20 protein-coding genes and 1 tRNA gene are annotated in these 24,508 nt (G+C 62.3%); 14 read left to right on the top strand and 7 right to left on the bottom strand.

What is annotated here, in order from left to right; genetic code table 11:
- Positions 1-22: 22 nt before the first annotated feature.
- From I6E39_RS00250 to asnA, 3 genes are all read right to left on the bottom strand, one after another.
- Complete coding sequence (locus I6E39_RS00250) at positions 23-2,416, bottom strand: homocysteine S-methyltransferase family protein (protein WP_235379299.1); 2,394 nt, start codon at positions 2,414-2,416, stop codon at positions 23-25.
- Positions 2,403-3,077: a methionine synthase gene (locus I6E39_RS00245; RefSeq protein WP_235379298.1), complete on the bottom strand. Its 675-nt coding sequence runs from the start codon at positions 3,075-3,077 to the stop codon at positions 2,403-2,405. Before I6E39_RS00245 ends, I6E39_RS00250 begins: the two co-directional genes overlap by 14 nt.
- A 293-nt stretch (positions 3,078-3,370) precedes the next feature.
- Positions 3,371-4,384, bottom strand: coding sequence for an aspartate--ammonia ligase (gene asnA, locus I6E39_RS00240; protein WP_235379297.1), 1,014 nt, complete (start codon positions 4,382-4,384; stop codon positions 3,371-3,373).
- A 221-nt stretch (positions 4,385-4,605) separates the two neighbouring features.
- Between asnA and I6E39_RS00235 the strand changes: the two genes are divergently transcribed.
- From I6E39_RS00235 to I6E39_RS00210, 6 genes are all read left to right on the top strand, one after another.
- Positions 4,606-5,367 carry an exodeoxyribonuclease III gene (locus I6E39_RS00235; RefSeq protein ID WP_235379296.1) on the top strand — a complete coding sequence of 254 codons (762 nt, stop codon included), beginning with the start codon at positions 4,606-4,608 and terminating at the stop codon, positions 5,365-5,367.
- Positions 5,368-5,409: 42 nt separating this feature from the next.
- Entirely contained in the window at positions 5,410-5,925 is a 516-nt protein-coding gene (locus tag I6E39_RS00230) for an NAD(+) diphosphatase (RefSeq protein WP_235379295.1), read from the top strand.
- Positions 5,926-6,045: 120 nt separating this feature from the next.
- Complete coding sequence (locus I6E39_RS00225) at positions 6,046-6,738, top strand: TVP38/TMEM64 family protein (RefSeq protein ID WP_235379294.1); 693 nt, start codon at positions 6,046-6,048, stop codon at positions 6,736-6,738.
- A gap of 229 nt (positions 6,739-6,967) precedes the next feature.
- A complete protein-coding gene (locus I6E39_RS00220) occupies positions 6,968-7,387 on the top strand; it encodes a Fur family transcriptional regulator (protein WP_235379293.1) in 420 nt (139 codons plus the stop codon).
- The gene (locus I6E39_RS00215) at positions 7,384-7,926 is read left to right on the top strand and encodes an NADH peroxidase (RefSeq protein ID WP_235379292.1); all 543 of its coding nucleotides are present in this window, start codon (positions 7,384-7,386) and stop codon (positions 7,924-7,926) included. The genes I6E39_RS00220 and I6E39_RS00215 overlap by 4 nt, the downstream gene beginning before the upstream one ends.
- A gap of 1,078 nt (positions 7,927-9,004) precedes the next feature.
- The gene (locus tag I6E39_RS00210; RefSeq protein ID WP_235379291.1) at positions 9,005-10,774 is read left to right on the top strand and encodes a bifunctional homocysteine S-methyltransferase/methylenetetrahydrofolate reductase; all 1,770 of its coding nucleotides are present in this window, start codon (positions 9,005-9,007) and stop codon (positions 10,772-10,774) included.
- A gap of 141 nt (positions 10,775-10,915) precedes the next feature.
- Here the strand turns inward: I6E39_RS00210 and I6E39_RS00205 are convergent, their stop codons facing one another.
- The 4 genes from I6E39_RS00205 to I6E39_RS00190 form a co-directional block, all read right to left on the bottom strand.
- Positions 10,916-11,347, bottom strand: coding sequence for an RrF2 family transcriptional regulator (locus I6E39_RS00205; RefSeq protein WP_235379290.1), 432 nt, complete (start codon positions 11,345-11,347; stop codon positions 10,916-10,918).
- 179 nt (positions 11,348-11,526) lie between these two features.
- A complete protein-coding gene (locus I6E39_RS00200) occupies positions 11,527-12,357 on the bottom strand; it encodes an MBL fold metallo-hydrolase (protein ID WP_235379289.1) in 831 nt (276 codons plus the stop codon).
- Positions 12,358-12,371: 14 nt separating this feature from the next.
- Positions 12,372-13,970, bottom strand: coding sequence for a GGDEF domain-containing response regulator (locus I6E39_RS00195; protein WP_235379288.1), 1,599 nt, complete (start codon positions 13,968-13,970; stop codon positions 12,372-12,374).
- Between the two features lie 208 nt (positions 13,971-14,178).
- Positions 14,179-14,652, bottom strand: coding sequence for a hypothetical protein (locus I6E39_RS00190; RefSeq protein ID WP_235379287.1), 474 nt, complete (start codon positions 14,650-14,652; stop codon positions 14,179-14,181).
- A gap of 160 nt (positions 14,653-14,812) precedes the next feature.
- On the opposite strand from I6E39_RS00190, the gene I6E39_RS00185 reads away from it, so the two are divergent.
- From I6E39_RS00185 to I6E39_RS00150, 8 genes are all read left to right on the top strand, one after another.
- Positions 14,813-16,801, top strand: coding sequence for a DNA gyrase/topoisomerase IV subunit B (locus tag I6E39_RS00185; RefSeq protein WP_235379286.1), 1,989 nt, complete (start codon positions 14,813-14,815; stop codon positions 16,799-16,801).
- Positions 16,802-16,946: 145 nt separating this feature from the next.
- Entirely contained in the window at positions 16,947-17,618 is a 672-nt protein-coding gene (sdaAB, locus tag I6E39_RS00180; protein ID WP_235379285.1) for an L-serine ammonia-lyase, iron-sulfur-dependent subunit beta, read from the top strand.
- Complete coding sequence (sdaAA, locus tag I6E39_RS00175; RefSeq protein ID WP_235379504.1) at positions 17,618-18,484, top strand: L-serine ammonia-lyase, iron-sulfur-dependent, subunit alpha; 867 nt, start codon at positions 17,618-17,620, stop codon at positions 18,482-18,484. Before sdaAB ends, sdaAA begins: the two co-directional genes overlap by 1 nt.
- Before the next feature lie 72 nt (positions 18,485-18,556).
- The gene (locus I6E39_RS00170) at positions 18,557-20,800 is read left to right on the top strand and encodes a DNA gyrase subunit A (RefSeq protein ID WP_235379284.1); all 2,244 of its coding nucleotides are present in this window, start codon (positions 18,557-18,559) and stop codon (positions 20,798-20,800) included.
- Positions 20,801-21,692: 892 nt separating this feature from the next.
- Positions 21,693-22,553 (top strand): YitT family protein, encoded by an 861-nt coding sequence (locus I6E39_RS00165; protein ID WP_235379283.1) that lies wholly within the window; start codon positions 21,693-21,695, stop codon positions 22,551-22,553.
- Between the two features lie 18 nt (positions 22,554-22,571).
- Positions 22,572-23,162 carry a lactate utilization protein gene (locus tag I6E39_RS00160; RefSeq protein ID WP_235379282.1) on the top strand — a complete coding sequence of 197 codons (591 nt, stop codon included), beginning with the start codon at positions 22,572-22,574 and terminating at the stop codon, positions 23,160-23,162.
- A 25-nt stretch (positions 23,163-23,187) separates the two neighbouring features.
- Positions 23,188-24,297: a hypothetical protein gene (locus I6E39_RS00155; protein WP_235379281.1), complete on the top strand. Its 1,110-nt coding sequence runs from the start codon at positions 23,188-23,190 to the stop codon at positions 24,295-24,297.
- A gap of 91 nt (positions 24,298-24,388) precedes the next feature.
- Positions 24,389-24,464 (top strand) — tRNA-Gly (locus I6E39_RS00150).
- The last annotated feature ends 44 nt before the right edge of the window (positions 24,465-24,508 follow it).

Here is a 24,508-nt window from a genome sequence, read left to right as displayed (position 1 = left end):
CAGTCCGGGCTCTTCTTTTGATTTACTTTCCAAAGACCCGCCGGGCCACGTCCACGCTCTCCTTGGCGTCCTTGGCGTAGAAGTCGGCGCCGATCTGGGCGGCATACTCTGGCGTGAGCACCGCGCCGCCCACCACGGTCTTGCAGGGGACCTGCTCCCGGTGGAGCAGGGCGATGGTCTCCTCCATACTCTTCAGGGTGGTGGTCATCAGGGCGGACAGCCCCACCAGAGCGGCTCCATGCTTCCGGGCGGCCTCCACCACGGCGGCGGGGTCCACATCCTTGCCCAGGTCGATGACAGTGTAGCCGTAGTTTTCCAGCAGCACCTTGACAATATTCTTGCCGATGTCGTGGATGTCCCCCTTGACGGTGGCCAGCACGATGGTGCCCTTGTCCGTCTCCCGGCCCGGCTGGCCGGAGAGCGTCTCCCGGATGACCTCGAAGGCGGCCTGAGCGGCTCCTGCCGACTGGATCAGCTGGGGCAGGAACACCCGGCCCGATTCAAAGTCCGCTCCCACCCGGTCCAGGGCGGGGATCAGGATATTGTCCACCACGTCCATGGGCTCCCGCTCCGCCAGCAGCCGGCGGGCGGCCTGTCCGGCCTCGCTCTTCAAGCCGGCCTCCACCAGCTTGCCCAGGTCCCGCTCCCCGGTCCCGGCCGCGGCGGGTGCGGAGGAAGTACCGGCGGTGATGGTGGTGGACACCTGGGCGTCGCCGTAGGCGGCGATAAACTCCCGGGCGTCCCGGTCGATGTTCATCAGCAGGTGATAGCTGCGGACGGCGGCCATCATGGATTCCAGATTGGGGTTGATGATGGGAAGGTCCAGACCGCAGGTCATGGCCATGGTCAAAAAGTTCTGGTTCACCAGGGGCCGGGCGGGCAGTCCGAAGGAGATATTGGACACTCCCAACACCGTTTTCAGCCCCAGCTCCCCGTGGACCCGGCGCAGCGCCTCCAGCGTCTGGGCTGCCCCAGCCTGCTCCGCCGAAACGGTGAGGGTCAGGCAGTCGATATACACGTCCTCCCGGCGGATACCGTAGGAGAGGGCCTTGTCCAGGATCCGCCGGGCGATGACCATGCGCTCCTCAGTGCTCTTGGGGATGCCCTTCCGGTCCAGGGTCAGCCCCACCACGGCGGCGCCGTATTTCTTCACCAGGGGGAGGATGGCCTCCATGCTCTCCTCGTCCCCGTTGACCGAATTGACGATGGCCTTGCCGCAGTAGACCCGCAGAGCGCCCTCCAGCGCCTTTGGATCGGTGGAGTCCAGCTGGAGGGGGGCGTCGGTGACCCCCTGGAGGGCCTTGACCACCCGGACCATCATGTCCGCCTCGTCGATCTCGGGCAGACCCACGTTCACGTCCAGGATATCCGCTCCCGCCCCGGTCTGGGCCAGGGCCTGGTTCAGCATATAATCCACGTCGCCCTTGCGCAGGGCCTCCTTCATGGCCTTCTTGCCCGTGGGGTTGATCCGCTCGCCGATGACCCGCACCCGGTCAATGGGGACGGTGCAGGTGCCGCTGCACACGGCGGCGGGGACCTGTCTGGGAATGTCCCGTATGGTACGCCCCTCCAGCTCCGCCTTCATCCGGGCAATATACTCCGGCGTGGTGCCGCAGCAGCCGCCGTACAGCTTGACCCCCAGGTCGGCCAGCCGGGCCATGCTGGCGGCAAACTCCTCCGCCGTAATGTCATAGCCCGCCCCGCCCGGGTCGGGCAGGCCGGCGTTGGGTTTGACGGCGATGGGCAGGGTGGTCCAGCGGGTCAGCTCCTCCACCAGGGGGGGCATCTCCCGGGGACCCAGGGAGCAGTTGACACCCACGGCGTCCGCCCCCATCCCCTCCAGGGTGAGGGCCGCCGAGGCGGGGTCGCAACCCAGGAAGGTCCGGCCCCGCTCCTCATAGCTCATGGTGGCCATCACTGGCAGATCGATGTTCTCCTTTACCGCCAGCAGGGCGGCCCGGACCTCCTGCAGGTCGGTCATGGTCTCGATCACCGCCAGGTCCGCCCCGGCGGCAGCGCCGGCCGTCACGATCTCCTTGAAAATGTCCACCGCGTCCTCAAACTTCAGGATGCCGGTGGGCTCCAGCAGCTGCCCGATGGGGCCCAGGTCCAGGGCCACCAGGGCTTTCCCCTCCGCCGCCTCCCGGGCCAGCGCCACCGAGGCGGACACCACCTCTGCCACCGTTCTTCCGGTGCGGCGCAGCTTTTCCCGGTTGGCTCCGAAGGTGTTGGCATAGATGATCTGGGACCCGGCCTCCACATAGGCCCGGTGGATCTCCTTCAGCCAGTCCGGGTGCTCCAGAGCGGCCAGTTCCGGGTACTCCCCCAGAGCCAGGCCCTTGGCCTGGAGCATACTGCCCATACCGCCGTCCAGCAGAATGGGGCCGGGGGCCTTCAGCAATTCACGAAATTCCACAATGTCCACCTGACTTTCGGTATTGGCAGCCGTCATGGGCGGGGCAGCCCAGGCAGCTGCGGATATGTTTCTCGATCTGGTTCCGGGATATGCCTAAAATGGCGGTCACTGACTTTCTGGGGAGCAGGATATTGCTGGCGCTGGCGGTCAGCCCCACCCGGCGGGGAGCGTCCAGGGCGGCCAGCAGGTCCCCCTGGAGGGTCAGGGGCAGGTCTCCGTACCCGGGGCTGAACCGGAAGGGGAAGGAGCAGCCGGGGAACATGGCCTGAAGCTCCCCCTCGATCTGGTCGCACACCGCCTCCACCGCGGCGGCGGCGGCGCAGTCCAGGGCCAGCGCCCGGGCCATGTCCACGCTCTCCGCCCTGCGGATCAGGGCGTCCGCCCCAGATCCCAAGGTGGCGCAGAACAGCGCGGCCCGCTCACAGCCCCGCAAATGGTCCTTCAGGTCCTGCCCCGGCAGCAGCAGTCCGCCCATCCGGACGCCCTCCGCCTCAAAGGCCAGGTCAAAGACCCGCCAGGTCCAGCGGGGCGTGACGGCCCGGAGCATCTGCCCGGCGCTCTCCTCCGCCAGGGCCCGGGTCGCCGCGTCGGCCTTGTCCGGCGGACAGCCCATGTACCGCAGGACCTCGTCAATGTTCAGTTTGGTAATGGTAATGGGCATGTGTACCTCGTTTTCCTGATTCTTGACCAAGAAATAAATTTTAGGTTATGGATGTATTATGGGGCGTCGGGGACGCCGCCCCCTACGCACGGTTTACAATATGGCTTCGTAAGGGGCGGCCTCTGGACGCCCCGCCCGTAGGGCGGCCCCTTGGGGCCGCCGCCAAAATGGCAGCCGTCGGACGGCGGGGGACGATTCCCCCCGTCGGGGGGAAATGGCCGAAGGCAAAAAGGGGGAGGGATAAGCCCCCGCCCTACCAAGCCCTTACCCTACATGAAACGATAAACTAAAATTTACAGCAGAATGACCCCGGCCTTCTCACAGGCTTTCACATTGGCCTCGTCCCACAGGGAGGACTGGACCTCGCCGATATGGCACTTGCCCAGCAGCAGCATGGACACCCGGGACTGGCCGATGCCGCCGCCCATGGTCAGGGGCAGCTGGCCGCTGAGCAGCATCTTATGGAAGGGCAGCTCCCGCCGGTCGTCGCAGCCGGCCAGAGTCAGCTGCCGGTCCAGACTCTCCGGGTCCACCCGGATGCCCATGGAGGACAGCTCTATGGCCTGGCCGTTAACGCTGTCCCACACCAGCAGGTCGCCGTTCAGGTTCCAGTCGTCATAGTCCGGCGCCCGGCCGTCGTGGGGCTTGCCGGAGCGCAGCTTGCCGCCGATGCCCATGAGGAAGGTGACGGGATGGTCCTTCACGAAGGCGTTCTCCCGCTCCTTGCCCGTCAGGGTGGGGTACAGGTCCTCCAGCTCCTGGGAGGTGACGAACGCGATGTCGTTGGTCAGCTGGGGCAGCACGGACAGCTGGGGGAACACCGTGCGCAGGAAATACTGGGTGTCGGCCAGGGCGCTGACGATGGAGCGCACCGTGTTCTGGAGATATTCCGTGTTCCGGTCCTCCGCCCGGATCACCTTCTCCCAGTCCCACTGGTCCACATAGGCGGAGTGGAGGTGGTCCAGCTCCTCGTCCCGCCGGATGGCGTTCATGTCGGTGTACAGGCCCTCGCCCACCTGGAACTGATAGCGCTTCAGCGCCAGGCGCTTCCACTTGGCCAGGGAGTGGACCACCTGGGCCGTGTCCTCCACGCCGTTGATGTCAAAGGACACCGGACGCTCCACCCCGTTCAGGTCGTCGTTCAGACCGGAGGAGGCCGACACGAACAGGGGCGCGGACACCCGGTGGAGCCGCAGGGCCCCGGCCAGCTTGTCCTCAAACAGCCGCTTCAGCAGGCTGATGGCCTTCTGGGTCTCGTAAATGGACAACAGGGAGGTGTATCCCTGGGGGATCTGGATCTCGCTCATTTTGAACCGCTCCTTTGTGACATGATACTAAAAATTTTTTCTGATGATAAACGCCTGCGGGACCGGAGGCCGGGCGGCGCAGCGCGATTCGTTCAGCAGACTATTATTATAGCTAATTGGAGCGGGAAATGCAATCTGTTCTTGCCAAGCAGTCCCCTCCCGCATTATAATATGGGCCAGTAAATACGCGTTCTGACACCGTCAGAAGAAGGGAGCCGCCCATGAAATTCATTTCCTGGAACGTCAACGGCCTGCGGGCCTGTCTGAAAAAGGGATTTCTGGACTTTTACCGGGAGCAATCCCCCGATTTTATCTGTCTCCAGGAGACCAAGATGGAGCAGGGCCAGGCCCATGTGGACCTGGAGGAGGGTTGTCTGGAATTCTGGAACTCGGCGGAGAAAAAGGGCTACTCCGGCACTGCCGTCTTTACCCACCGCCAGCCCCTGTCCGTGGCTTACGGCATGGACAAAGAGCTCCACGACCACGAGGGGCGGCTCATCACGCTGGAGTATGAGCAGTTCTATCTGGTGTGCTGCTACACCCCCAACGCCCAGGACGGCCTGAAGCGGCTGGACTACCGGATGGAGTGGGAGGATGACCTCCGGGAGTACCTCATGTCCCTGGACAAGGTGAAGCCGGTGGTCTACTGCGGCGACCTGAACGTGGCCCACCAGGAGATCGACCTGAAAAACCCCAAGACCAACCGGATGAACGCCGGCTTCTCCGACCAGGAGCGGGAAAAAATGACCGTTCTCCTCTCCTCCGGCTTTACCGACACCTTCCGCTTCCTCTATCCCGATCTGACCGGGGCCTACTCCTGGTGGTCCTACCGCTTCAACGCCCGGAAGAACAACGCGGGATGGCGCATCGACTACTTTATCGTCTCCGACCGCCTGCGGGACAAGATCAAACGGGCCGAGATCCTCTCCACCGTGGAAGGCAGCGACCACTGCCCCGTCCTGCTGGAACTGGACCTGCCCTGAATTCCCGGTCTGTGGACATATAGAGAGAAAAGAGTGTTTTCCATGACGTTTCAATACTGTCCCCACTGCGGCGCCAAGGCGATCCCCCGGGAGACCGGGGACGAGGGGCTGGTCCCCTGGTGCGACGCCTGCAAGCGCCCCCTGTTCCCCATGTTCTCCACCTGCATCATCGCCCTGGCGGTGGATGAGGAGGGAAACGTGGCCCTGCTGCGGCAGGGGTACATCTCCTCCCAATACCATGTTCTGGTCTCCGGCTACATGAAGCCCGGCGAGTCCGCCGAGGAATGCGCCGCCCGGGAGATCCAGGAGGAGCTGGGCCTGTCCGTGTCCCGGCTGGCTATGACGGGCACCTACTGGTTCGAGAAAAAGGACATGCTGATGATCGGCTTTGCCGCCCGAGTCCGGCGGCGGGACTTCCGCCTCTCCGGCGAAGTGGACCAGGCCGTGTGGGTCGCTCCGGATAAGGCCCTGTCGCTCCTCCATCCCGCCCCCGCCATCTCCTATCTGGTGACCGAGCACTACCTCCGCCATCCGGAGATTCTGGAAGCGCGGGGATAAATTTTAGGGTTTTTTAAGAATTTTTTTCGGGATTCCTAATGTCCCGGTGATAGGATGATCCTGCCGGGGCTCCGCCCCTGCCCCTTGTGGGAAACACCGCGGAGATGGGAGGATGGGTACATGGTCAGCAGTAGAAAGCAGTGGCTCTTATGGGCTCTGGTCCTCCTTCTGGCGGCGGGGAGCGGCCTGTTTTTGTACCGGAGCGGTTTTTTCGCCGCCTGCACCTCCCCGGAGGCGCTGCGGGCCTATATCAGCCGCTCCGCCCCCTATTCCCATCTGTCCTTCTTTCTGCTGCAATTTCTCTCCGTAGTGCTGGCCCCCATCCCCAGCAACATCACCGCCGCCGCGGGTGGGATGCTGTTCGGCGTTTGGCCCGCCTTTTTGCTCACTTTTTCCGCCATCATCGCCGGCTCCCTGCTGGTCTTTTGGCTGGCCCGACTCCTGGGCCAGGACTTTGCCGACCGGGTGGTCAGCCGCCGGCTGTCGGAAAAATATCAGGACGTGATCCGCTCCAAGGCCTCTGTTTTCTTGGTCCTGGCCTTCCTGTTCCCCTACTTCCCCGATGACGTGCTGTGCATCCTGGCCGGTCTCACCGAGCTCCCCTTCCGCCGCTTTCTGGTCATCGTCCTGCTCGCCCGCCCCTGGGGACTGCTGTTCGCCTGCGGACTGGGTGGCGCTTCCTTCGCCTGTCCCCCGTGGATCCTGGTGCTGGCCGGTCTGGCCGGAGCGGTGTGCTTTGTCCTGGGACTGAAATACGCAGACCGGGCGGAGGCCGCCGTTCTTGCCCGGCTCCGCCGCCGTCCCAAACCCTGAAGCCCTTCTTTTGAGTCGGGAAGCCGCCTTGTTCCGAATCGCCCCGCGAGGCACCTCTATTATAAAATGATTTTTCCCTCCAGAATTTTGGCTGGCAAGGTTGATCGGCTGTCTTGGCCGCCTTGCCTCCAAAATTTTTTTATTTTCTGTTATTTTCCTCTTTACAAACCGCTGCCCATATGGTATCATCTTTTCGTAAATAAGAATCAATATTGTTAGGGGGCATAAGGTGGAACGCACGACACGATACAGTAAGAAACGCGCCGCCATCCTCTCTGCCATCCAAGGCACGGATTGCCACCCCTCCGCCGAATGGGTCTACCAGACCCTGAAACCCAGCCATCCCGACCTGAGTTTGGGAACCGTCTACCGCAACCTGATCTTTTTTCAGGAACGGGGCGATATCCGGAGTGTAGGAGTGGTCCGTGGGCACGAGCGATTCGACGGCATCACGACCCCGCACAGTCACTTTATTTGCAGTCGCTGCGGCGCGGTGATGGATCTGAGCCAGATCGAACTGGCCGACCACCTTGACCGCGACGTCAGTGAGCAATACGGGCTCATGGTGGATTACCATGAACTCAGCTTTCACGGCGTTTGCCAAACATGTATACAAAATCAGCAACACGAGGAGGACATATTATCATGAAGAAGTTTGTTTGCACCATCTGCGGTTATGTTCACGAGGGAGATGCCGCTCCCGAGTCCTGCCCCATCTGCAAGGCCCCCGCTTCCAAGTTCCAGGAGCAGTCCGCCGAGAAGACCTGGGCCGCTGAGCACGTTGTGGGCGTAGCCCAGGGCGTGGACGAGGAGATCATCGCCGGCCTGCGCGAGAACTTCCAGGGCGAGTGCACCGAGGTCGGTATGTATCTGGCCATGGCCCGTGTGGCTCACCGCGAGGGTTATCCCGAGATCGGCCTGTACTGGGAGAAGGCCGCCTATGAGGAGGCCGAGCACGCCGCCAAGTTCGCCGAGCTGCTGGGCGAGGTGGTGACCGACTCCACCAAGAAGAACCTGGAGATGCGCGTGGACGCCGAGAACGGCGCTACCGCCGGCAAGTTCGAGCTGGCCAAGAAGGCCAAGGCCCTGAACCTGGACGCCATCCACGACACCGTCCATGAGATGGCCCGCGACGAGGCCCGTCACGGCAAGGCTTTCGAGGGCCTGCTGAAGCGCTACTTCAAGTAAGAAATACAAAAAGCGGCGGGATCTCTTCCCGCCGTTTTTTGCGATAGAATGATAGAACCACAATGGGAGGGAAATGAATGGTCATTTGCAGATGCGGGTGTGAATTTGAGAATTCCCGCTGGGATTCTCATGTCATATGCCCGAATTGCAAACGCGTATATCCCAATATTGCACCTGACATGTACCACCCAATATCAGAAGAAGAGCGCCGCTGGCAATGTGAAAAGTGCGGTGAGCTGAACGAAAACACCTACGCAGGCGCGCCCAGAGGAACTTGTGCCAAATGCGGTGCGAAACGCCCGGGTAATCCCAGCGACTGGTACAAAATCTGACGGGTTCGCGACGAGGCCCGCCACGGCAAGGCTCTGAAGGGCCTGCTGGAGCGCTACTTCTAATCGGCTGAAATCCCTGATACATCAAGGATTTATCCAAGAGGAGACCACGAAAGTGGTCTCCTCTTTTTTGCGTCCTCCGCCGGGTGGGGTGGAAGTTTCTGTGGAAGTCTATCTCTGTTTTCCTTCTGAAAATGCCATATGTGGAAGTCAGCAATGTGGATGTCTGTATTATAAACTTTTAGGTGTTCAGGAAACCAGATGTTTGAACTAAATTATACATCTTCGCACATCTTTTATCGCCTTTGAAGAACAACGAACAAGTGCGGAACGACTTTGAACTTAAACCGCACATCTTCCAAGAGAAATAAAGAAAAAGAATATGAATTATCTTTATGGGGTGTCCTGCAATATTGGATACCCCTTTTGCTATAATAAGCCAATACCGCTTAAATCAAGCACTTTTAAGAGGGTGGAGCAATCGCTCCGCCCTCTTTTTCTGCCCTTGCCGCACACATCTCCATTGCCTTCCCCTCCCCGGGCGCTTGGCGGAGTTATCTTCACTTGCCCATTATTCACACTAACATACTATTTAAGTATAAAATTATCACAAAAAATTCTTTGTCTTTTCCAACATTTTGCTGACTGTACAACCGGGCCAAAATACGGTATGATACCACTAAATCGACAGAGACGGCGCTCCCCGCCGCCTCCGCCCACACAGATCCAAGAAAGGGATTGGAACTATGGACATCAGAACTTACTTAAAGCAGGACGCTCCCCTGTTGTTTGACGGTGCCATGGGCACCTATTTCGCTTCCCTCCCCGGCAGGGAGGAAGAGCGGTGCGAGCGGGCCAACCTGGACCACCCGGACGAGATCACGGCCATCCACCGGGCCTATCTGGAGGCCGGTTGCCGGGCCATCAAGACCAACACCTTCTCCGTGGGCGTGGACATGGCCCAGGGGGACGAGGCTCCGGCCCGCCGCATCATCGAGGCCGGTTGCCGCCTGGCGCTGGAGGCCGCCCAGCCCTTTGACGCCTACGTCTTCGCGGACATTGGCCCCGCTCCCCAGGGGAAGGAGCTGTCCCCGGCGGAAAACTACTGCCGTCAGGCAGACATCTTCCTCCAGCAGGGGCTGACCCATTTCGTGGTGGAGACCCTGCCCACCGACGACGGAATCCCGGAGCTGGCCAAGCATCTGAAAGCCCACTGTTCTCAGGCCTACCTCATCGTCTCCTATGCCGTGGACTCCGACGGGATCACCCGGGAGGGCCGTCTGGGCCGGGAGCTGTTCCGCCACACCGCCGATCTGCCTGAGGTGGACGCCGTGGGCTTCAACTGTGTGTCCGGCCCCCACCACCTGCTGGAGTTCATCCAGAGTCTGGACCTCACCGGCGTTACCCTGTCGGTGATGCCCAACGCCGGCTACCCCACGGTGCTGGGCCGCCGTACGGTGTTCCAGGGGAAGCCGGATTATTTCAGCCAGAAAATGGTCCAGATCGCCCAGGCCGGCGCCGCCATTCTGGGCGGCTGCTGCGGCACCACGCCCAAGCACATCGCCATGACAGCCACCGCTCTGGCCGGACACCGGCCCATCGTGCCGGTCCCCCGCCCCCGAAAGGCGCCGGAGCACCGGGAGGTCCCTGCCACCAACACCCTGGCGGACAAGCTGGACAGCGGACGCCGGGTCATCGCCGTGGAGCTGGACCCGCCCACCGACGATGATCTGACCTTCTTCCTGGAGGGGGTGCGCTCCCTCCACGACGCCGGCGCCGACGCCGTCACCATCGCCGACTGCCCCGTGGGCCGTCCCCGGGCGGACAGCAGCCTGCTGGCCTGCAAGGTCAAGCGGGAGCTGGGCGTGGAGCCTCTGCCCCACATGACCTGCCGGGACCGGAACCTGAACGCCACCAAGGCCCTGCTGCTGGGTCTGTCCATGGAGGACGTCCACAACGTCCTGCTGGTCACCGGCGACCCCATCCCCACCGAGGACCGGGACGAGGTCAAGAGCGTTTTCAACTTCAACTCCCGGAAGCTGGCCCGCTTCGTCAGCAGCCTCAACGAGACCACCCTCCGGACCCCCTTCCGCATCTTCGGAGCGCTGAACCTGAACGCCCGAAATTTCCATATGCAGCTGAAGCTGGCCCAGGACAAGGAGGAGTGCGGCGTCACCGGATTCCTCACCCAGCCCGTCCTCTCCCCGGAGGCGCTGGAAAATCTGAAGCTGGCCCGGGCCACCCTGAAGGGCAAGATCCTGGGCGGCGTCTTCCCCGTGGTCAGCCACCGGAACGCCTGCTTCCTCAACAACGAGATCTCCGGCATGCGGGTCTGCGACGAGATCACGGCCCTGTACGAGGGGAAGGAGAAGGAGGAGGCCGAGGACCTGGCCGTCACCATCTCCGCCCGGATCGCCCGGGAGATCACCCCCTACACGGATGGGCTCTATCTCATCACCCCCTTCCGCCGGGTCCAGCTGATGACCCGAATTCTGGAACAGATCCGTCAGGAGTAATACATACTTCACCCCTCCCAGTACAAAAAACTGGTATGGAGCCCCAAGGCTCCATACCAGTTTTTTCTTTGCTGCTTCAATGGAACGGGAGACTTGCGCGCCGCGCGGCAGGGCGGCCCTTTGGACTTGATCCTCTTGTCCTCAGATGCGATGGCCGTTTCTCTCCCCGCCGGAGACCATCAGGTCCGCCAGGGTGTAGCTGTCCAGATACCGGTTGATGACCTGGTCCAGGCCGCTCCACAGGCCGATGGTACGGCATTCCGCCTCCCGGGGACACTGGCATGCGCCCTCCTCCAGGCAGGACACCGGCGCCAGGCTCTCCTCCGTCAACCGAAGGATCTCCCCTACGGTGTACTGCTCCGGCGGCTTGGTCAGCCGGTAGCCGCCGCCCTTGCCCCGCACCCCTGTCAGGACCCGGGCCTTGACCAGCGACTTCAGCACGATCTCCAGGTACTTTTCTGAGATCCCCTGCCGCTCCGCGATGGTTTTCAGAGGGATATATCCGTCGGTCTGGTGCTCAGCCAGATCGATCAGCACCCGAAGGGCATACCGCCCCTTTGTGGAAATCATCATGGTTCATCCCTCCTTGTTTATTAGCCTATTATACCTTACGGTTAATAGGATTTCAATTTTTTTATCATCGGGCGTGCTGTCAAAACATCCCGCCGGTCCAAGTTTTTCAGAGAAAGGCAATTGGAAAGGGAACCGTCGAGGTTCCCTTTCCAATTTGGCATTCTTTCGTTTTGATCCTTTTATTCCACTTCCACCCGGGAACCCACGTTGTTCAGGAAAAACCCGGGGAAATGCTCCTGAAAATACTCCGAGGCCCGCGGGCCGCTGCAGTGGCAGGCCCCAAGCCGGACCAGCCCCCGCTCCCGCAGGCAGTCGCAGGTATACCGGATGCGGGCGTCGTCCGCCGCCATCAAGTGGGTCCCGCCCACAAAGCCCGTCACCGGGCGGTCAAAGAGCCGGGATACCCGCCGGCACATGCTGAGGATCCCCACATGGGCGCAGCCGGAGATCAGCGTCAGCCCATCCCGGCCCTCCAGCACCACCGCCACCTCGTCCTCAAAGCGGTCTGTCTCCAGCCGGCCGTCCACCCGCCGCAGCATCAGGGGAGAGGGCCGCTCCACCTCCTCCAAAGGGGTGAAACAGGATACCAGCCAGATCCCCCGGCCCAGGGCCAGGGGCTCCTCCCCCACCACTGTGCAGGTGACTTTCGCCGCCTCCAGGGTCTCCCGCTCCAGAACGGAACCGATCTCCATCAGGCCGTCCCCTTTCCGGCTGTACCGGCTGTCAAAGAAGCGGGGACCAACATAGACCGTCCGGGGCCGAAAGCTGCCCGTCAGCAGGGCGGCGGCGCCGCCGGTGTGGTCATAATGGCCGTGGCTCAGCACCAGAGCGTCCAGTCCGCTCAGATCCGCCCCGAGACTCCGGGCGTTCTGCAGAAACCGGGGGCTGGCCCCCGTGTCGTACAGGACCTTGCAGCCCTCTCCCTGGATGAGCAGGCTCAGCCCGTGTTCCGCCGCCAGACAGTCCCGGGGGGCGGTGTTCTCCATCAGAGTAATGATCTGAAAGCCCATTTCGCTTGCTCCTCTCAGTCTGTCTCCGGCGGAAGTTGATCCGGTATTCTGTCGCTCTCGATGGGGGACAGCACCGACAGCATATCCCGCATGGAGTCGTCGTAGAAACAGTAGCGGCTCCTCCCCCGCCTCTTGGCGGCGTAGAGGGCCTGATCCGCCCGACGGAACAGCATGTCGTATCCGCCGTCCGCCTTCTCCGACCGGGCAAGGCCCATACTCACGCTGAGGGGCAAGCCCTGAAATTCACCGGACAGGGCCCGGAAGATCCGTTCCGCCTGGGCCTGTATCTGGTCGGTATACTCCATGAACACCAGAAACTCGTCCCCGCCCACCCGGGCCGCCAGGTCCGTACTGCGGATGCTCTTGCGCAGCTTATCCGCCACATACGTCAGTACCTTATCCCCAAACAGGTGGCCATACCGGTCATTGGCCTCCTTGAAGTGGTCCAGATCCACCACGGCCAGAACATATTTCCGGTCCCGGTTTTCCGCCAGCAGGACCTCGATCCGGCTGCTGACAGCGTCCCGGTTCAGCAGTCCTGTCAGCCCGTCGTGGGACGCGATCTGCTCCAGCGCCTGGATCCGGCTGTGCTCCTCATGGATATCCACAAATTTTCCGATGACGCCCAGATATTCCGCCGGCTCATCCTCCGACCACAGCGTCACAAAAAGGACCTTGCCCCACCGTTGTTTTCCCTTGACGTTGACGCAGCAGCTGCACTCCACCATGGGACATTCCCGTGTGCTGCGGTGCAGCTTGGAGATCAGCTCCTTCAGGGCCTGTTCCCCGACGACCTGCTTTAAGGCCGCATTGTCCCGGGGATGATCCTGGATCTCCCTGATCCCCAGATAGTGGGCGCCCCACTCCGACACCGTAAGTACGTCAGTGTCCACATTATACTCAAACTGGACCTCCCCGGACATAGAGGCGAAAAACCGATATTTGTTCCGCTCCCACTCCAGCAGCCGCAGCGTGCGCTCCGAGGCCGTCAGGTCCTGCTCCGGCGGGACCTCATGGGACATCTCGCTCACCGCGCTGCGGTACTCGCCGTCCTCCGCATTGGAAGCGTCCCTCCCAGCTTCTTCTCCGCCTTTCGCCAGCCACTCCAGCAGCTTCGGATGGAAGGCACCCCGTTCCTCGTCCCAAAGCTTCTTCTCTTCGGAAGAGCCGCTTTCGCCCCTGGAGTGCATATACTCCGATGCGATCTCTGTCAGGCGATTCCGCTTGGCGTACAGCATGATGGTGTTTGCCACCCGCCGCCGCAGGATCCTGGCGTCAAAGGGCCGCCGGATACATTCCGCCACCCCCAGGTCATAGGCCCGCCGCACATAGTCAGGGTTGTTCTCCGCGAACATGATGATGACGGGGATGTCGTCCAGCCACCCGCCATCCCGCATGCCTTCCAGTACCTGAAAGCCGTCCATGACCGGCATGATGATGTCCAGCAGGACCAGAGCCAGCTCCCGGCCCAGTTTTTCGATCGTCTCCAAAGCCTGCCGCCCGTTTTCCGCCTCCAGGATCTCAAATTCTCCGCTCAGAATATCCGAAAGGATAGAGCGATTGATCTCAGAATCATCTGCCACCAGGATCTTCTGCCGGTTCAGCCTCTCCATCCCTTTCTCCCCTTTCTCAGCGTTCTCGTCCTTTCCGCGTGTTCCGCCGGACGTCTGACCCACAGTACGACAGGCGGGCCAGCAGGCCGGCCGCGGGTATTATATCTGTTTTTGGATATTATAGCACAGAGTTTGACCCGGTGTCCACTTTGAGACTGTTCCTGGCTTGGAAATACGTCCGATCTTTTTGTTCTTTCTTCCATCTGGTTCACGTTCCCGGCGCCGGGTCCTCCAGCGCCTCCGGCGGCACGCCCAGCAGCAGCAGCGCCCCCGCCACCGCCAGAGCGGGCAGTTCTTCCCTGCCCGGTTCCAGCGCCAGGGGGAATTCCTGCCGCTCCACCACCTGGCCGTCCACCGTCACCAGTTCCCGCTGGAGGGCCGCCCACAGCCGCCCCCGCTCCCGGCTGGAAATGGTCAGGCTGTCCCTGGGGGAGGTGCCGTAGCTCACCGCGCTGGCCGCCCGCAGGCCCGCCAGCAGCCCGCCGGCGTCCCCCGGCAGCAGCACCGTCCGGCAGGCGGCGGGCAGCTTCAGCCCCTGGGTCGCTGCCCGGGGAGACACCACCAGCAGGGTCGGATGGCTCGTGCTGACGTGCCGCTCCGCCCCGCTCCGCCGGGCCGCCAGGTCCCGCAGGATGGCCCCTTCGATGCCCTCGCCCGCCTCTACCACCTGAAACCATTCCATGGCCATCCTCCTCCCCCGTTCATTGTTTGGAGTTTTTCCTCTTTTATTCCCAGCCCCGCTCCCTCCCCCTTTCCTTGACTTTCGACCACAACATTTGGTATCATTATCCTGTATTATTATGTGCGCCGCGGCGCCTTTGGAATAGCGAGGAAAGTTAGTCATGGCTCAAAAGAAACCCAGCTACGGAAATGAATCCATCACCTCCCTGAAGGGGGCCGACCGGGTCCGCATGCGGCCCGGCGTCATCTTCGGCTCCGACGGGCTGGAGGGCTGCGAACACGCGGTGTTCGAGATCCTCTCCAACGCCATCGACGAGGCCCGGGAAGGCCACGGCCGCCTCATCACCGTCACCCGCTACCTGGATAAGTCCATCGAGGTGGAGGACCAGGGCCGGGGCTGCCCCGTGGACTGGAACGAAAAGGAGCAGAAGTACAACTGGGAGCTGGTCTTCTGCGAGTTGTACGCCGGCGGCAAGTACGAGAACGGCAGCGGGGACAACTATGAGTACTCCCTGGGCCTCAACGGTCTGGGCTCCTGCGCCACCCAGTACGCCAGCGAGTATTTTGACGCCGTCATCCGCCGGGACGGCTTCAAATACAGCCTCCACTTTGAGAAGGGCGAGAACATCGGCGGGCTGAACAAGGAGCCCACCGACCGGGGCAAGAAAACGGGCTCCACCTTCCGCTGGAAGCCCGATCTGGAGGTCTTTACCGACATCGACATCCCCGAGTCCTACTACCTGGACGTGATGAAGCGGCAGGCGGTGGTCAACGCGGGGATCACCTTCCGGTTCCGGAACGAGACCGCCCCCGGCAAGTTCGCCGTCCAGGACTTCCAGTACGAAAACGGCATCGTGGACTATGTGGCCGAACTGGCGGGGGAGGACTCGCTCACCCTGCCCGTCTTCTGGCAGACGGAGCGCAAGGGCCGGGACCGGGCGGACAAGCCGGAGTATAAGGTCAAGCTGTCCGTCTCCTTCTGCTTCTCCAACAAAGTCCAGGTCATCGAGCACTACCACAACTCCTCCTGGCTGGAGCACGGCGGCTCCCCGGAGAAGGCCATGAAGTCCGCCTTCGTCTCCGCCATCGACGCCTACCTCAAGCAGCAGAACAAGTACACCAAGAACGAGAGCAAGATCACCTTCCCCGACATTCAGGACGCCCTGGTGCTGGTGAGCAACAACTTCTCCACCCAGACCTCCTATGAGAACCAGACCAAAAAGGCCATCAACAACAAATTCGTCCAGGAGGCCATGACCGATTTTCTCCGCGCCCAGCTGGAGGTCTATTTCATCGAAACCCCCCTGGACGCCCAGAAGATCGGCGAGCAGGTCCTCATCAACAAGCGGGCCCGGGAAAACGCCGAGAAAACCAGGCTAAACATCAAAAAGAAGCTGACGGGCTCCATGGATCTGGCCAACCGGGTCCAGAAGTTCGTGGACTGCCGCACCAAGGACGTCAGCCGCCGGGAGCTGTATATCGTGGAGGGCGACTCCGCCATGGGCAGCGTCAAAATGAGCCGGGACGCGGAATTTCAGGGCATCATGCCCGTCCGGGGCAAGATCCTCAACTGCTTGAAGGCGGACTACGGCAAGATCTTCAAAAGCGAGATCATCACCGACCTTTTGAAGGTGCTGGGCTGCGGGGTAGAGGTCCACGACAAGCGGGCCAAGGATATGGCCGCCTTCGATCTGAACAACCTGCGGTGGAACAAGGTGGTCATCTGCACCGACGCCGACGTGGACGGCTTTCAGATCCGGACGTTGATCCTCACCATGCTCTACCGCCTCACCCCCACCCTCATCCAGGAGGGCTATGTCTATATCGCCGAATCTCCCCTATACGAGATCACCTGCAAGGAAAAGACCTGGTTCGCCTACTCCGACAAGGAGAAAAACGACATCGTGGCCACCCTCCAGGGTAAGAAGTACGACGTCCAGCGCTCCAAGGGCCTGGGCGAGAACGAACCCGACATGATGTGGCTGACCACCATGAATCCCGAGACCCGCCGTCTTATCAAGGTCATGCCCGAGGACGTGGAGCGCACCGCCCAGGTCTTTGACCTGCTGCTGGGGGACGACCTCCCCGGGCGGAAGAACCATATCGCCGACAACGGGTATAAATATCTGGATTTGGCGGATATTTCTTAAGCGTCCGAGCCGTCGTGAGCAGCACGGATGGACTGGAGCGAGGGCGAGAAACCAAAGCCACAGCATGTGGCTGTTTCAAGCCCGAGTCGTAAGGAAGCCGTGCGTCGCGAACAGGCGAGGCGTGATACATTTCGGAGGAGTTTTTATGAACCTGTTCGACATCCTGGGTCCCGTGATGGTGGGCCCCTCCAGCTCCCACACCGCCGGCGCGGTCCGCATCGGCCGGATGGCCCGTTCCCTGCTGGGCCAGGAGCCGGTGCGGGCAGAGCTTCTGCTCCACGGCTCCTTCGCCTCCACCGGCGAGGGCCACGGCACCCATCAGGCCCTCATCGCCGGGCTGCTGGGACTGGCTCCCGACGACAGCCGGGTGCCCAACAGCTTTGAGCTGGCAAAAGAGCGGGGCCTGGAGTTCACCTTCGGCTCCTGTGTGCTCCGGGAGGTCCACCCCAACAGCGTCCTCATCCGTCTGGAGGGGGACCAGGGGGGCAAACTGGAGGTGGGTGCCTCTTCCCCGGGGGGCGGCCGCATCCGGGTGTTCCGGGTGGACGGTCTGGACACCTCCTTCAGCGGCGACCTGCCCACGCTGGTGGTCCACAATACCGACCAGCCCGGCTGTGTCAGCCAGGTCACCGGAGCCCTGGCCCGCCGGGGGCTGAACGTGGCCACCCTCCAGCTCAACCGGGGCGGCCGGGGGGGCAGCGCCGTCATGGTCATCGAGTGCGACCAGCCCATCCCGCCCGAGGCCGCCCGTGAGGTCCGGGACCTGCCCGGCATCCTGCGGGTCACCCGATACACCCCCGAGGAGGAACATTTATGATCGAATTCACTTCCATCGGCCAGATGCTCCGGGACACGGAGCAGGCCGGTCTGCCCCTGTGGGAAAACGTCCTGCTGTCCGACTGTGAGCGCCAGGGCATCTCCCGGGAGGAGTCCCTGGCCCGAATGACCGCCATGCTGGAGGTCATGGTCCAGGCGGACCAGTCCTACCGCCCCGGGGACCGCTCGGCCAGCGGTCTGGTGGGGGGCGACGGAGGCAAGATGGCCGCCTACGCCCAGGCGGGCGGCACCCTGTGCGGTCCTTTCCTGTCTGACGTGATGGCCGGAGCCCTCCGGATGGGGGAGTGCAACGCCTGCATGAAGCGCATCGTGGCCGCCCCCACCGCCGGGGCCTGCGGCGTGCTGCCCGCCGTCCTGCTCCCCTACCGGCGGCACTTCGGCGCTTCGGAGGAGGCGCTGGTCCAGGCCCTCTATGTGGCCGCCGGCTTCGGCATGGTCATCGCCGAGCGGGCCTCCATTTCCGGGGCTGAGGGGGGCTGTCAGGCGGAGATCGGCTCCGCCGCCGCTATGGCCGCTCCCGCTCTGGTCCACCTTCAGGGAGGGACCCCGGAGCAGATGGCCAACGCCTGCGCCATGGCGGTGAAGAATTTGCTGGGCCTGGTGTGCGACCCGGTGGGCGGACTGGTGGAGGTGCCCTGCGTCAAGCGCAACGTCATCGGAGCCATGGACGCTTTGTCCGCTGCCCAGATGGCTCTGGCCGGCATCGAGAGCCGGGTGCCTCCCGACCAGGTGCTGGACGCCATGGCCGAGGTGGGACAGTCCCTGCCCCACACCCTGCGGGAGACGGGGAAGGGCGGACTGGCCGCCACCCCCTTCGGTCTGGAATACGCCCCAAAGGAACCGTGAACCCGCGGACCGTCTCCGCCTGACCGGCAACCATAGTTTCGCGACCCTATCCTAAAACAAGGAATGATCCCAATGGCTAAAAAAAAGAACCCTGAGGAAAACCGCCCCAGAGTGAACAACCCCAACGTCATGGGCCTGCGGGCCGAGGTGCTGGAACAGCCCATCACCCAGACGCTGGAGATCAACTATATGCCCTACGCCATGTCCGTCATCGTCTCCCGGGCCATTCCGGAGATCGACGGCTTCAAGCCCTCCCACCGGAAGCTGCTGTACACCATGTACCAGATGAAGCTGCTGGGCGGGCCCCGGACCAAGAGCGCCAACGTGGTGGGGCAGACCATGAAGCTCAACCCCCACGGCGACGCCGCCATCTACGACACCATGGTCCGCCTGTCCCGGGGCTACGGCGCCCTGCTCCACCCCCTGGTGGACTCCAAGGGCAACTTCGGCAAGGTGTACTCCCGGGACATGGCCTGGGCCGCCAGCCGGTACACCGAGGTGCGGCTGGACCCCATCTGCGCCGAGCTGTTCCGGGACATCGACCAGGACACGGTGGACTTTGTGGACAACTATGACGGCAAGCTGAAGGAGCCCACCCTCCTGCCCACCACCTTCCCCAACGTGCTGGTATCCGCCAACCAGGGCATCGCCGTGGGCATGGCCAGCAACCTGTGCGGCTTCAATCTGGGTGAAGTGTGCGACACCACCATCGCTTTCCTGAAAAATCCCGACCACGACATCATGTCCACCCTGAAGGCCCCCGACCTGCCCACCGGCGGAGAGCTGCTCTATAACGAAGCCGCCCTCAGCGAGATCTACCGCACCGGGCGCGGCTCCTTCAAGGTGCGTTCCAAGTGGCGGTACAACAAGGCGGAAAACCTCATTGAGGTCTACGAGATCCCTTACTCCACCACCACTGAGGCCATTATGGACAAGGTGACCGAACTGGTCAAAACGGGCAAGGTCAAGGAGATCGCCGACATGCGGGACGAGACCGACCTGTCCGGTCTGAAGCTGACCATTGACCTGAAGCGGGGCACCGACCCGGACAAGCTGATGGCCAAGCTGTTCCGCTCCACCCCCCTGCTGGACAGCCAGTCCTGCAACTTTAACATTCTCATCGCCGGGATGCCCCGGGTCATGGGCGTGCGGGAGATTCTGGAGGAGTGGACCGCCTGGCGGATGGATTCGGTGCGCCGGCGGGTATACTACTCCATGAGCAAGAAAAAGGAGAAGCTCCACCTTTTGAAGGGCCTGCGGTGCATCCTGCTGGACATCGACCGGGCCATCAAGATCATCCGGGACACCGAGGAGGACGCCGAGGTCATCCCCAATTTGATGATCGGCTTCGGCATCGACCAGATCCAGGCCGAATATGTGGCCGACATCCGCCTGCGAAACATCAACAAGGAGTACATCCTAAAGCGCACCCAGGAGGTTGACGCTCTGGAAGATGAGATCGCCGATCTGGAGGACACGGTCAACTCCCCACAGCGCATCCGGAAGATCATCATGGACGAACTGGCGGAGGTGAAAAAGAAGTACGCCCTCCCCCGGCGCACCGACATCGTCTACGACCACGAGCTGGAGACCGTGGCGGTGGAAGCGGAGGAGGTCCCCGACTATCCCGTCCACCTGTTTTTCTCCCGGGAGGGCTATCTGAAAAAGATCACCCCCCAGTCCCTGCGCATGGCCAGCGACCAGAAATACAAGGAGGGGGACGGCCCCTGCCTCCAGTGGGAGGCCAACAACCGGGATGAGCTGCTGGTGTTCACCGACCGGCAGCAGTGCTACAAGACCCGGCTGTCCGACTTCGACGACACCAAGGCCAGTGTACTGGGGGACTATCTGCCCACCAAGCTGGGGATGGACCCGGAGGAAAAGGCGGTCTGGGCCTGCATCCCCGGGGATTACTCCGGGCACCTGCTGTTCTTCTTTGACAACGGGAAGGCGGCCCGGGTAGAGCTGTCCGCCTATCAGACCCAGACCAAACGCAAGAAACTGACCGGGGCCTATTCGGACAAGGCTCCCCTGGTGTCCGCCCTCCTGCTGAAAGAGGATCTGGAGATGGCGGTCATCTCCACCGAGGGCCGGTGCGTGGTGTTCCACACCGCCAGCCTGAACCCCAAGACCACCCGCACCACCCAGGGGGTCAATGTCATGACCCTGAAGCCCAAGTACAGGGTGGAGCGCGCCCTTCCCCTGGCCGACACCCCCATCGTCAATGCCGCCCGGTACCGGGCCCGGTCTCTGCCCATCGCCGGCGCGCTCCTCCGGGAGGCTGACCGGGGCGAGGAGCAGATGACACTGCTGTGATTGGTAAATTTTAGTTTCTCTGCCTAAAGCCTTCTCCCTTTTAGAAGGTGGCCCAGTGCGCACACTGGGGGCGTACGAGGGACTGGGGCTGCGGCGGGCTAGCAGGTTTGTATGTTAGAATTGTAGGGGCGGCCCCACGTGGCCGCCCGCAGTCGGGACGGAAGTTTGGACGAAGGGATATTTCGCCCCCGGGCGAGGTACTTTTGTAGAGATACAAAAGTACCCAAAAAATCTCCGGGGCTTCGGCCCCGGTCCCCATGGGGAGCCATCAAAGAATATGCAGAATACTGTTCGGCGCGGGCAAAAGCCGGGATACCCCTCTCATTCCCGCCCGCTGCCGCTCTGCGCCAGTGAAATTGGCGTCTGCTTCACCTTGTGAAGAGCGCGCCTCTGAGTGAACAATCGCGGGGTGCGATCCCCTTAGCTGCCAGTTTCTCCCTTTCTATCAGGTCAATTCAAAAACGGAGCACCTTCGGGCGGCCCCGGCGGGCCAGGTGGGTAAGAAGTAACTGCTGGCAGTCTTTACCGCCATCGAGGCGGGCTGCATTGCTTATCCCCCGTGAAATCTTCTCCATTTTGCAAAGCAAAAGGCGGTGTGAGCGCTCTCACATTTTGCGATCTGAGATTAACGCAAGGCCGCCTGCTCTCCCGTAATGGGGGTCCGGGGAGAGGCGGCACAAAAGCGCAGAAAAAATTTCCCACGCCGGAAATTTTTTGCGCTTTCCCTGCCGCCGTCCCCGGCGGCGTTTTGGTTCCTTTGCCGCCGCGGGCAAAGGAACTCGCCCCGCAGGGCGAAACATCCCCCGTCTTAACTCCCGTCCCGCCCGCTGGCGAAATCCTCAGACAAACTAAAATTTATCTTCTCCCCGATGCACTGACAGGAGGAATCACCTTGTCCCTGAAAACCCTGCGCCGCTATCTGCTCATCACCGCCGGCTGCGCCGTCTACGCTCTGGCCTTTAACTGGTGCTACGCCCCCAACAACATCGCCTACGGCGGATTTACCGGCGTTGCCCAGATCATCCACGCCTTTCTGGGCTTTCCCTCCATCGGCGCACTGGTGTTCTGCATGAACGTCCCGCTGTTCCTGCTGGGATGGAAGCTGCTGGGAGGCCGCCTGCTGGTCTCCTCCCTGTACGCCATGACCCTGTCCTCCCTGTTCATCGACCTGCTGGACCGGGCATACGCCTTCCGTCCCATGGAACCTCTGCTGGCCTGCATCTACGGCGGTCTGCTCCTGGGGATCTCCCTGGGCGTCATCCTGGGTCAGGGGGCCTCCACCGGCGGCACCGACCTGCTGGCCCGGCTGCTGAAGCTGCCCCTGCCCTGGCTGCCCATGGGCAAGCTGCTGCTGGGGCTGGATCTTGCGGTGATCTGCGTCTACGCTCTGGTATTCCACAGTCTGGACACGGCCCTGTACGGCCTGATCGCTCTGTACATTTCCACGCTGGTCATGGACACGGTGCTCTACGGTCTGGACACGGCCAAGGTGGCTTATATCATCACCGACCAGACAGAGGCAGTCCTGGGCGCGCTGGTCCACCAGCTGGAACGGGGCGTCACCATTCTCCATGGCCAGGGGGGCTGGAGCGGGGAAGAGAAGCAGATCCTGATGTGCGCCTTCAAGCAGCGGCAGATCGTGGCAGTGAAGCAGGCGGTGAAAGAGCTGGACCCCGACGCCTTTCTTATCGTCTGCGACGCCCACGAGGTGCTGGGTCTGGGCTTCCGGCACTATCAACAACATGATATCTAACAGAAAGGATGATCTTTGATGACCGATTTGAAAAAGCTGAGCGGGACACTGGAGGAGCTGGGCTACACCGTGCGCTGCTTCGATACCGCCGCCCAGGCCGCCGATTATTTGGACCGGCAGATCGACGGCCGGACCGTTTCCTTCGGCGGCTCCGTAACTTTGCAGGAGATGGGACTCTATCCCCGCCTGTCCGCCCACAACCAGGTGGTCTGGCACTGGGAGGGCGGCTCCCTGGCCGACGCCATGACCACCGACGTGTACATCAGCTCCGTGAACGGTCTGGCCGAGACCGGCGAGATCATCAACATCGACGGCACCTGCAACCGGGTGGCCTCCACGCTGTTCGGCCACCAGACGGTCTATCTGGTGGTGGGCCGCAACAAGATCGCCCCCGACTATGAGTCCGCTTTGTGGCGCGCCCGGAACATCGCCGCCCCCAAGAACGCCCAGCGGCTGGGCAGACAGACCCCCTGCGCCGCCAAGGGCGACCGCTGCTATAACTGCAAGAGCCCCGAGCGCATCTGCAAGGCCCTCACTGTCCTGTGGGGCAAGCCCGCCGGCGTAGCACGCATGGAGCTGATTCTCGTGGATCAGGAGCTGGGCTATTGATCCCGGCACGGAAGGAGGTCCCCCGATGAAACGACGGTTCCTGGCTGCGGTGACCGCGGCGGCGCTTCTGCTGTCGGGGTGTTCTTCCCTACTGAACCGGGACTATGTCCATGTCACCCCCCACAACTCCAACCTCACCGCCGAGGGCGACCCCTCCGTCCTCCGTGTAGAGAGCTACCAGGAGCTGGTCAACGCCCTGATCTACTTTATCTCCCAGGGCATCGAGACCGGGTCCATCCGCCTGTACAGCGACTCCCGGGACGCGGAGGCCGATCTGGAGGCCGCCTGTCTGGAGGTGGTCCAGGAGGACCCTCTGGGTGCCTACGCCGTGGACTACATCAAGTATAACGTCACCTCCATCGTCACCTATGACGAGGCCGACGTCCAGATCACCTACCGCCGCAGCCGGGAGCAGATTGCTTCCATCGCCTCTGCCACCGGCACCACCGCCATTCGCAGCGAGCTGGAGGAGACCATGGCAGCCTTCGCCCCGGAATGCGTCCTGCGGATCAGCTACTTCGACGAGGACTACGAGTATATCCAGGCCCTCATCCGTCAGGCCTATTTCGCCGCGCCGGAGACCGCCCTGGACTACCCCCGGGCCAGCGTCACCTTCTATCCCGACAGCGGGCGGCAGCGCATCGTGGAGATCCTGTTGACCTACCAGCTGGATCAGGAGGAGCTGCAGCGCCGGAAGTCCGCGCTGGCTCTGCTGGCCGACGACATGGCAGGAAGGCTGTGGGACGCCATGGACGATCAGGGCCTGCTTGACATCCGCGCGGCCATTCTGGGCAGCGCCCGGTACGTCCCCGGCGGCGGCTCCACCGCCTACCACACCTTGGCCGAGCACCAGGCCGACAGCCTTGGACTGGCGCTGGCCATGTCCCTGCTGTGCCAGCGGCTGAACTACTCCTGCCAGATCGTGGAGGGCTCTCTCAACGGGGAACCCCACAGCTGGAACCTGGTGAGCACCCAGGCCGGGTGGCGGCACATGGATCTGGCCCGGCCCGCCGGTGAGGAGGACGTATTCCTGTGGGACGCCCAGATGGAGCAGCTGGGCTACGACTGGGACCGGGAGGCAGTCCCTCCCTGCGAAGCTCCCGAGGAATCCGATGCCCCGTCTCCGGAGCTCTGAGCCCCTCATTTTCCTCCCGACAAAAAATTTAATTTTTTTCAAATTCCATATTGACATTGGCTCAATTTCTGCTATAATACCACTTGTCGCTGCGAGTGTAGCTCATCTGGTAGAGCGCCACCTTGCCAAGGTGGAGGTAGCGAGTTCGAGCCTCGTCACTCGCTCCAGCAAAAATCCCACCCAGAGGGGTGGGATTTTTTTGCTCTTGGGT

Source organism: Pseudoflavonifractor phocaeensis (assembly GCF_021531375.1).
Classification (GTDB): Bacteria; Bacillota; Clostridia; order Oscillospirales; family Oscillospiraceae; genus Lawsonibacter; species Lawsonibacter phocaeensis_B.
The sequence above is the reverse complement of the archived record's forward strand: the minus strand, read 5'-3'. Positions and strand labels throughout refer to the sequence as shown.